The sequence below is a fragment of the Pseudoalteromonas sp. NGC95 genome (genome assembly GCF_015864705.1).
Classification (GTDB): domain Bacteria; phylum Pseudomonadota; class Gammaproteobacteria; order Enterobacterales; family Alteromonadaceae; genus Pseudoalteromonas; species Pseudoalteromonas arctica.
The window spans coordinates 1-10,302 of record NZ_JADYWR010000045.1; the positions used below are offsets into that span (position 1 = coordinate 1).

The following is a 10,302-nucleotide window of genomic DNA, read 5'->3' on the forward strand; positions in this document are numbered from 1 at the left end:
AATTTGATTGCAGCGGAGTACGTTGCACGGTTTAATTTTGTCATTTTTTTCACCCAAATTTGTATGCAAATAGCATAACATTTCTTTCTTAATGGGTGACCAAAATTACTCTACCACTACATACCGATAGAAGAACTTGAAAGAAGAGAAGTCGCTATTGATAATTCTTTCACAATGACACTAATTCAAGCGTACAACCATGTAGGCTATTTTCGTGATATTTCACCGACCCAAGTGGACCTTGATAATATTATTAAAGATATCGAGTACGCTCTAACAGAATATAAGCCTGAGGAAAAAGATTTCCCTATTATTTTACAGCTATTGGATGGGATATCGATCAAATATGATGTATTGGCGGGCTTGATCAATGGGTGCAATTCCCATGAAATACCTGATTTTAGGGAAAGTAATGGGGTTGACTTAAATTACGATTGGTTTGCAAACTTACTATCAAACTCTAAATATAAAGCTTTTCTAGATGAGCTTTACTCCCCTCCTGACTTGGAGTTATTTACCGATACAGAATGGGAGAATTCGTTAGAAAGTATTGTTTCTTATATTGGTTATCTTCTAGGTTACGCTTGGAAGCAAAAAGTCACTTTTGAAGAGTCAGAACAATTATCTGTAGACATGTTAGAAAAGGTTTTACCTCTTCTTAAGTTTGATTTGCTAACCCGTTCAGAATTTGAACGTTCATACATGTTAGTAGAGGAGGTTCTTCCTCTTATTTATAATTCAATCTTGGAATTTTTCTCTCTATATGCAAAACAAAATTTAGGTAAGTATATAGATTTTATTTATGAACATTCAGATAAACAGTTAGGAGTTTATTCAGAAGGCTTTAGAAAGACGATTCATACAATCACAAAGAAATTACTTCCCCAAGTAGAGCATAAAAAAAATATATTTAAGTTATTAAAAGAACTTGAAAAACACGTCCTATTAGGTGTTCAGAATCGTTGGGATAGATGTCAAGAGTTAGTCTTATTAGCTACATATTATAGGACCTTAGGTAGCAGCCGCGCTGACGAATGTTTTCAAGAATTGCTAAACTCTTCTATGGGACCATCATGGTATAAAGAAGATCAGTTAGGATTAATTAATTCATCTTTGAGTATGCTTAAGCGCCATAAGGCTTCATGGTCTCCAAAGGAAGTAGCTCCTATTTTAGATTTTGCAGATGGTGAAATGACTTTTCAACGTTATATACGGATGGAGAAGGAAGAGTTTATTGGCTCTTTATGTTCATCAGGAAAGTTATCCGTTGCTATAAAGTACTTTCAAAATGAAACTATTCCTCTTGATCCTAATTTAATTTTGCAGAAAGTTGAGGCAAATCAAATTGATAGTTTATATAAAGGAGCAAGTTACGATACTGGAGTAAGAAAAATAGATGAACAAAGTGGAATATTAAGCATACTAGAAAATACAAGTGCCATAAAACCTAGCTTAAAATGGGCTATTAGTGAACTATTTCTAATCGGAGATGATAGATATATCAGTCGTTTCTCTGAAGTTTTTGCCAAAATCGTTAATAAGAGTGACACTATAAAATCAAACTTCTATATGAATAGGATTATCCAAATTCTAATTTCTGATATGGAGTTTACTATAAGAGACGCATTTATCAATGGACTTAATACTTATCTTGAGCCGTCTCACTTTAATGAGTTAACTCTACTGATTAATCGGAATAAAATTGATGTGGAAGTAACAAAAACATCTGAATCTATTTTTACAGGAATTGAAAACGAAGATTTAGATCAAATAGATAAAGAGGAAGATGGCTCAGATAATTCCATTTACCTAGCCGGAACTTTTGGAAGGGCTCAAGGGTTAAATGAATTTGATAATCATTATACTCTTGCTAAAGAAGCTCTAGATATTGAGGATAAAGTAACAAGTAAGCAAGAATTACTATTATCTCTAAGAGCCATACAAAATTCAGGGTGGGGAGTTTGGTCGAGAAACCTTGGTCAAAATGATAAAGCATTTATAGAGCTATCTAAATTATGCAATGAAAGTGAACTATTAGAAATATTAATGCCTATTATTGTCGATGAACCACATGCTACAGACTGGTTAATAGTAGAAAAATTAATTTCAAAGTTTAGTAATGTACTACCTCCTGAAAAGGTTGAACTGCTGCACGAATGTATTATTGAACATATAAAAATTATGGTATCGCCTCCAAAGCATATTATTGAAAATTTTGAATGGATGGACTTTGAGAATTCAAATTCAATCTCTAACGATCAAGAGTTAATCGTTTTTTTACTCAATTTTATTGAACATCCGTCTCCAGTTATATATTCAAGAATACCTAACATAATAAAATCTATTTCAAGATTTGAACCAGACCTTTATCTACCTGTTTTAGCTGAACATTCATTAAAAGACATACAAGCTTCATCTCCAGAGGTTGCCGTTGGAATAATTTATTCATTAGCTATTGAAGATGTTAACCAAATCAAGTCTCATATAAATATATCGTTATTAATTAATAGAATAGAAAATTGTAAACATTTAGTCATAAAACATACGTGGTATCTAATTATTTTATGTATAAATAAGTCTGATAGTTCTTTATTAGATGAAGAGCTATCGCTAGAAAACGCAATATTTAATAGTAGGCCTATAGAAATAAAAGGAAAAGTTAAAGATAAAGTAAATATAGATAGTTTATGTGAGCCTCTAAATAGTATTTTATATAAATTAAAAAATATTGATGTATGGAAGGACTCAGATTTTCTTTCCTTAGATATGCTATTGACTCAAAGTTTCGGAGGATTAGGGTACGATGAAATTTCAAGTATCAGTGACAAAGTCCAAAAAGTTTATAACTTAGGAGAATATGGAAAGTATATTAATAATAAATTATTACCAATAATCAATTCTATTATTCAAGATAGAGTCACAGTTGAAAATATTAATTCAGTTATTTCTGTATTAAGACAATTCAATCCTAGTTTTCCAGATGAAAGCATACAAAATGTTTGTCAAAATAGAATTGATGAAAAAGTGACTCAATTCCTTTCAGAGTGTTCACAAAATCCTATGGATTTTCTCAAAGAAGATAGTAGTGAATATTTGCACTACTTTGAGGTAATTACACCTTCTGAAGGTAGCCCAAAATTTATTGAAATATCAATTGTTTTAAGTAATTCTACAACCCACCTTTATCCTATAGAATTTCAAGCAAATCAAAACCCTATAATTACAGATATTCACGATAATTCATCGAAAAGAAATGAGAGCTTCTTATTCAATTGTGCAGCAGGAATGAATTATATTGGTGGAAGGGTGACCCCTTCATTTGTCAATTTAGGCATTCAGGGTTTCGCAGGTAAAATTAAACCTAGTGACATTAGTAAAAACCATTGGATAGAAGGTCGAAGTTGGGATCCGGATCAATTGGGCAGACCGATAAGGGAAGGTAATCGAACGATGATAACAAGTGACAAGTTAGATATTTTATCTCAACATGGCTGGGAAATTTTTTGGCGCGTTGACTGTAATTTAAGACCATCATTTATAATTAACCGAAGAACTTTAGAAGTAACTATGATTAATTAGGAAACAAAAATGACTAGAATGGTAAACACGAAAGCTCCTAGAAATAGATTGGAGTTTGAGCGTAACTTTGATTTACTCGCAGAAAAAATGCACCAAGGAAAAATGCACTTTTCACAGGACGTTACACATAGCGTTATTAGTTTGAAAAAAGTTAGAAAGCTTCCCAATAAGAGGATTGATCTCTTAACAATTGACGAAAGTAGCAGAAACTTAGCTAACATGATGAATAACTTCCCGGATATAGCTAATATTGTCCCCCCTAAAGATACAATAAAATAGTTAATAGTAATTTTTTAAGCTAAAAATTTATGGATGAAAATAAAAGAGCTTATTGAAAAATTACTATCGAAATAAAGGGCAATAGTGGGATTTTAAACAGCAACATCGCTTGTCTGTTTTTTGGAGTTAGTAGACTAGGTAGTGATAATTGTGAAAAACTACTTCAGCATCATTCGATCACCCAGTTATTTGAACTATGCGCAGAACAAATAGTGGAAATTGACGGCTTTGCTCAGACCAGTGCGGAATAGATTGTTGAAGGGCTAAAAAATGTCAAAGAAGAGTTTTTTAAAGTTTATGAGCTTGGATTTAACTTAGCAGATACGATTAAAAAGTCCGAAAGTGATAACACTTCATCCCAGTTGCAGGTTCTGTTCTTGTTTTTATTGGGTCTATACAACGAGGCTCAAGAGGAGATATGGACAAACATGCTAAATCTTTAGGCGCTAAAGTCGCAAAATCAGCGACAAGTAAAACTACTTACTTAGTCGCAGATGAAAAAGTTGGTGAAAAAAATTATTGCAGCTAAAGATAAGGGTGTGAAAGTTCTAACAGAGTAAGAATATATAAATTTAATAGGGTAAATTAACTATTTAAAATATTAAAGAGATAATAACTTACCCTACTTACTATTAGATAGTTACACGTATAAATAGACGATCATCTATTATAAATTTTATGCGTGTAACATTGAACTTATCAAGGCTATAACAGGAAAGTACTGATAATGTGATATTACACAGCCTACCAATGTTGAAGACTTATCATTTTCAGCAATTATTGGAGATATTATAGTAAAGTTAGAGAATAGTGTTTAAAGGTAAACCTCCTAGTCATCGTCATAATCTTCATCTTCCGCTTCAACCCAGCCTTCGTCCCAACTTTCTACCATCCACCAAGTTTCATCTGACCAATGGTAGGGATTTGAGCTTTTAGTTTTACCTTTCCAGTAAGCATTGTAGCCTTCTATTTTTTCACTTAACATTTATCTACCACGCGATGAATTATTGTCGCGCTCTCTGTGTGATTTAGTACCAGTCTTATTTGGATATTGAATGATGTAAGCTTGCTTGATTTGGTCATGATATTTTCCTTTTTATTAAACATTAGGACTTCTTTACTATAAGCTCAGTGTTAATTCTATTTCAGTTAATTCAGTAACTTCGGGTATCATCGGGGATGCTTCAGTACATAAGGGTTTCCCAATGCCTATAGGGATCGCCCATTTTCTTTGTCCATCTTTTCTATCAGTAATCGATTCAATTACCTTTTCAATGTTTGAAGTGGGCCAAGGTGCTTGATGCCGTTTTCCTTTTTCATCTATCCAAACGCGAAAAATGTTTATTGACTTGGTCATTTCCCCGAGAAAATCATAAATGATATATAAGCAACCACTATATTGATTAGACGAAGGAATAATAAAACGATTTGAGTCTACCCATTCAGTTAATGACACTCTAAATTCAGCATCAGTATCAAAGAGACGATAGCCTTTGTTTACGATCTTACTTTGAGTTACTTCATTAAACTTAACTAAAAAATGAGAAGTGCATTCTTTAGGGATTAGCGGAGAATCATCAATATGTACATCGTAGACACAGCCATATATCAGTTTATCAAAAGAATCGTTCCATTCATCTTGCTGCCATTCCGATAAATCAGTCCATACAAGGCCAATTTTTTTATTGTATAGTAGTGGTCGCATGGTCCAGCAATACTCAATATTATTATTATAAGAAAGAGTTATTTCTTTTAGTTGTTTACTATTTTTAATGGCCAATTTAGGAGAATATATATCAGCAAGATCTTTTGCTTTACTCATAATTTCTTCTAACAGCTTGTTATAGCCTTGTTCTACATCTCCAACAATGTAATACGGTCTAGTAACATACCAAAGAGAGTTATCTGCGCAGATATTTGTCATTAGTTCATCAACCGTAATATTAAAATGCTCTGCGATTCTTGAAATGGTTATAGAGGTTGTACTTCCTTTACTTTCAATATTTTGGTATTGCCGGTCACTCAAATTACAGGCATAAGCAGTATCAGTCTGATTCTCACCGGCTAAGTTTCTGAGGTGTTTAAGTAAGCTTTTATTTATTTGAATAGATTCTTGAGCCATTTTATTTTTAATCATTTGAATGAATGTTACAGCAATTATAGAAGCTAATGGTTACGTGTAAACGAACTCTTTCACGAATTCATGTTAATTGGCATTTGGAGTAATAATGCTTAATTAATAAAGGGCTGAAAGGGCTAAGTATGGAAGTTGGGCTCAACAATGTGAATGGTTCTGTTGCTCATCTTTTAGTTAAAAGTATGAACTACATTTAGCGGCGCCCAAAGTCTATTATACCTATTGGATTTATAGACATGATTTTCTATAGTATTTGTTACTTTACTAACTGAAAAGATTGGTTGCCAAGAGTTTTTCTCTTTAAAAAACAAAAAATAAAACTTTTACTTTAGGTATCATAATTATTGACCATCTGTAATTCGCCCATTTATAACGTTCTACTGATAGGTTCTATTAGAATGAGGGGATTATATCTCAACTCACTACGCTACTTTAATCGAGTGAACCTTAGGTGCAAGCTATAGATGTGACTAAGAGACAGCCAGACTGAAGCGATCTCTATGAATCTGATCTAAATACTAAATTTTAAAGGCAAAAATTAATTATCTTCATCTAAATAGTCCTCACTGCCAGTATAGCTAAAATCATCGGTGGCTTCTTTTGTTGACTTCTCAATAAATGCATCACTGAAGCAATCAGAAAAAGTGTTCTGATGCGTAGCAATTGTTTCTTCAGCATTTTGAAGTAACTTAATAATTTTACTGATATCACCTTCCTCTCTTACTAGCTCTAGTTCGGTAAGTATTTCTCCAACTGATTCTGCTATATCATCAGTACGAATTAACTCTTCACCATATGGTTGATTGTCTAAAGGAACATAATTTTCTCTACTATTAATTACTAGGTCATTTTCATAGCGGGCATGGCTGGTAGTTGATTCGACTGTATCTTTAAAGTTTTCAGCTTCTTCTATAACCTCGTCAATAGTAGATTCTATTTCCAAAAGTATGTCATTAGTACTCATAATTTTATCCTCGAAAGTATTGTAAAGTTATCTTTTTGGTTTGTACGTATCATACGCTACTGCTTTTTAGATGTTTTCATTTTATGCTAATCTGAATAAAATAATACCGTAAAAGGCGGATTACCAATGTTTATACCTGATAATTACCTAAAATTACTTAGTCTGGTTTTTGATTACAGTGGTATGACCAAAGGGACATTAAGAAATGAAAAGCTTGGATTCAAGGAGCACTCTAGCCTAGAACGTCACCAGAAGGCTTATATACATTCGTTAAAGCTCTTTACTGAGAACCTTGCTCAAAGTCATCCATTACCTCTTTTGAAATACGCATCTAGTTTACAACGTTTCGTTAATGAACTTAATTCGCCACCCTTCGAAACATATGTAAATAAAAGCGAGGGGGATAACATATATTGGATATATCTTTATGCCCCAATGATCGCTGCATTATTACATAAATATTCAGACAGAAAATATGAAGGAAATGCGATTCACTTTTTTGGTAAATTCTTAATATCTAAATATGAGGCATCAAGTCATTGGCCCTTAAAGCCTGCTGAAAAAAGCAGATGGGCTAAATATGTTATTAAATCTCAGAATAAATTAATTACCCCAAAATTTACGGCGCGGATAAATGATATTCGCGGTAATAGCATCCGAAGTATCGCTACGATAAAAAATGATATATCTATTCTCAAAGAAGATTTAAAAGAATTAGGTGACAAAAGCATACATGTTGACGAACATTCACTGAAAGTAAAGTCAGCGTATATTGCAGCAATGATTATAAGGCGCCTTGAGGATAATGGTGTACTTATACATCTTAAACTTGTAGCTGAATATTTGGTGAATTTTGACAATATGAACTACAACAAATATCGACTACTCTCATTACATAAAGACATATGTCACGTATTACTATGCGGCGACGATTATTATAATAGATGGCAGAAAGAGGATGGAATAAAGCTTATTCTTCAAGTAGATAATTATCTAGGATCATTGATTTCACCTACTTATCCGGCTATTTGTTCTAATATTGCAGAGAATAACTGCGATGAGGTTTGGCCTAAGTTCGACATCCTCCATCAAGAGCTAGAGAAACACGATTACTTTACACTGCTTTATGAATATAACCCCGAACAAAGCTTATTAAGTGAAGCACTCTTGGACTATTACAAGATGTTTTATTTCACAGAAAAGGAGGAGTTCGATATAGCCTTTAGCTATTGTACAAAAGTAGAATCAGTTATTGGAAAAGTTCATCTGGGGAAATTCTTGGCAGCGACGTTAGTACATAAAATAATTCTGCACTGGCTCGTGTATTCTTCAATGAAGCATAACCAGTTTAATGCTGTAATTATGACCATAGCTCTTTATATAGAAGATGAACATATATTCTATCCAGTTATGAATCCAGCTTTTGTCAAATACTTAGAGGACCTTTCTGACGGAGAAATGATGATGTTCAATGTATTTAGGCTCTTTAATGAAAAGCACCCTAATATAATAGTAAATCCTCTCCGGCCCATAAGTGATGCGATATCTTTAGCTATTAATATCTGTGAAGGTAGTGATTCTTCTGTACAAGAGCTATTACCTATTTTTCAAAAACAATTTGACTCTAAGTATAAGCGAACGTCATCAGTGCTACCATTCTGCCGTCTGACATTGTCCCAGAGCGTTGACATGTTGCCAGAATTATTCGCCTTTCTTGGGGTTAATATAAATCATGAATATCTGAATCAGTTTCAAAGTAACATAAAATTTAAGTTGCTAATTCAAGCATACGATTCAAAAATTGATGGGAAAAATATAAAAAGCAACCACGAAAAATAATTATATTAGTCAAAAGTAGTGTTTTTAACAGTGGGATTTATAGTTAATTGTGAAAATAAGATAGCGTGGTTGAAATAAAGGCTTTGTATGTTTCTCACTAATTTAAGTGTTCTATAATAAGCCATACGGCATTGAATTTAATACCTAAAAACTATTTCACTATCCTCGACTTATTTGAGAAAAACTAATTATACCCTTTTTACATACGAAACGAGAATTTTCGTAGGTTACTCTCTATTTAATAGTTACTTATTACTCACACTTAACCATACACATGCTGATTAAAGAAGCATGTGTATCCTTTTATAGACTGGAAAAACTTATTAAACGAAATACCTTATAAAAGTCCTCTTGCTACACATCGGTCTTTAACTACAATGTTGTCGCTTTTTTGTAAACTAGATATTTTCTTTACTCTAGTACATTCCCAATTATCTACAGGGTACATCTTATCCCAAGCATTCATTAGCTTTCGTTGTGATGAGCTCATATTATAACGTTTATAAGCGCTCTCCATATAAAGGTAAGTACGCGCAATCTCTCCTCTAGCTGATTCAGGCGGTTCTGCTTTTCTGTTATCTATCTTCATCGCACAACTACCGAAATCACTTTGTGCTGAAGGCAGTACAGTGAAATTATAATTACTTCTTAGTGCATTAACGGCACCTATAGCAGGATAAAGGTTGAACATATCTGCCTGCATGAGGCGATACTCAGTGTTGACTTTCTCCGCACACCTTCGCCCCTTAAATGACTTTCCTTTACTATTAACACATTCTTTATGCCCATCTCTCCATTCACTGAAAGTTCGACCAAAATTCTCCGCAGGAACAACATGCTCCCACTCAACTTTTTTGGCACGCTTAAGATACTTAGTCGTGGTAAAGCCTTTTGGTGCTATTACTTTTTTCTGGGAATCAAATTCAGCACCGCAATAAAGCGTACTTCGGTGATTGTTATAGACTTGTTTTTCTAAAACCTTTTTCGCTTTACTAAATGATTCTATTTTTTGATTTTCAGCTAATACTTCTGAGGTACTTAGTATTGTTAGTAGTAAGGTTATTAATAATTTCATTGAGTTATCTGATAATTAGTCATTTGCATGAATATGCCTGTAACAATGGAAGAGTTCAATATATAGAGTGGTAAGAGATAAGTTTAAATAAACTGGTTTCTTTATTAACACAGAATTAAACCCCTGATAACCATAGGATGGTATACAAATATGGTAGGAATTTATTACCTAACATAAAGGTTCATCTCCAAATTTAATTTGCCTTTCCATAACTTAAAAATTAAAAAAGTATTGGTATGTTTCATCTCTCAAACTATACTGTATAAATAAACAGTGTAGAGGTGCGTATGTACATTATTCCAATTTTTATAGAAGCAGGTATTACCGGCTTTGAATCTCCTGCCGCAGAATATATTGAGCTAGATATTTCAATCGATGAGCTGATAATAAAACATCCTAACGCCACTTTTATTGGTCTAGCTTCAGGCC

At 33.1% G+C, this 10,302-nt stretch carries 7 protein-coding genes and 2 pseudogenes; 5 read left to right on the plus strand and 4 right to left on the minus strand.

What is annotated here, in order from left to right; genetic code table 11:
- Window positions 1-174: 174 nt before the first annotated feature.
- From I6E70_RS20245 to I6E70_RS20880, 3 genes and pseudogenes are all read left to right on the plus strand, one after another.
- Window positions 175-3,579, plus strand: a complete 3,405-nt coding sequence (locus tag I6E70_RS20245; RefSeq protein WP_197189476.1) for a hypothetical protein — start codon at window positions 175-177, stop codon at window positions 3,577-3,579.
- 9 nt (window positions 3,580-3,588) lie between these two features.
- On the plus strand, window positions 3,589-3,858 hold the full coding sequence (gene avs1c, locus I6E70_RS20250; RefSeq protein ID WP_197189477.1) for an AVAST type 1 anti-phage system protein Avs1c: 270 nt from the start codon (window positions 3,589-3,591) through the stop codon (window positions 3,856-3,858).
- Between the two features lie 119 nt (window positions 3,859-3,977).
- Window positions 3,978-4,418, plus strand: a pseudogene (locus tag I6E70_RS20880) (BRCT domain-containing protein); the annotation flags it as partial.
- 269 nt (window positions 4,419-4,687) lie between these two features.
- On the opposite strand, the gene I6E70_RS20260 reads toward I6E70_RS20880, so the two are convergent.
- The 3 genes from I6E70_RS20260 to I6E70_RS20270 form a co-directional block, all read right to left on the minus strand.
- The gene (locus I6E70_RS20260) at window positions 4,688-4,843 is read right to left on the minus strand and encodes a hypothetical protein (RefSeq protein WP_197189478.1); all 156 of its coding nucleotides are present in this window, start codon (window positions 4,841-4,843) and stop codon (window positions 4,688-4,690) included.
- 135 nt (window positions 4,844-4,978) lie between these two features.
- A complete protein-coding gene (locus I6E70_RS20265) occupies window positions 4,979-5,980 on the minus strand; it encodes a helix-turn-helix domain-containing protein (protein ID WP_197189479.1) in 1,002 nt (333 codons plus the stop codon).
- Window positions 5,981-6,533: 553 nt separating this feature from the next.
- Window positions 6,534-6,959 (minus strand): hypothetical protein, encoded by a 426-nt coding sequence (locus I6E70_RS20270; protein ID WP_197189480.1) that lies wholly within the window; start codon window positions 6,957-6,959, stop codon window positions 6,534-6,536.
- 126 nt (window positions 6,960-7,085) lie between these two features.
- On the opposite strand from I6E70_RS20270, the gene I6E70_RS20275 reads away from it, so the two are divergent.
- Window positions 7,086-8,798 carry a hypothetical protein gene (locus I6E70_RS20275; protein WP_197189481.1) on the plus strand — a complete coding sequence of 571 codons (1,713 nt, stop codon included), beginning with the start codon at window positions 7,086-7,088 and terminating at the stop codon, window positions 8,796-8,798.
- A 337-nt stretch (window positions 8,799-9,135) separates the two neighbouring features.
- On the opposite strand, the gene I6E70_RS20280 is transcribed toward I6E70_RS20275, so the two are convergent.
- Window positions 9,136-9,873, minus strand: a complete 738-nt coding sequence (locus I6E70_RS20280) for an endonuclease (RefSeq protein ID WP_197189482.1) — start codon at window positions 9,871-9,873, stop codon at window positions 9,136-9,138.
- Window positions 9,874-10,160: 287 nt separating this feature from the next.
- On the opposite strand from I6E70_RS20280, the pseudogene I6E70_RS20285 reads away from it, so the two are divergent.
- Window positions 10,161-10,302: pseudogene (locus tag I6E70_RS20285) on the plus strand (S24 family peptidase); the annotation flags it as partial.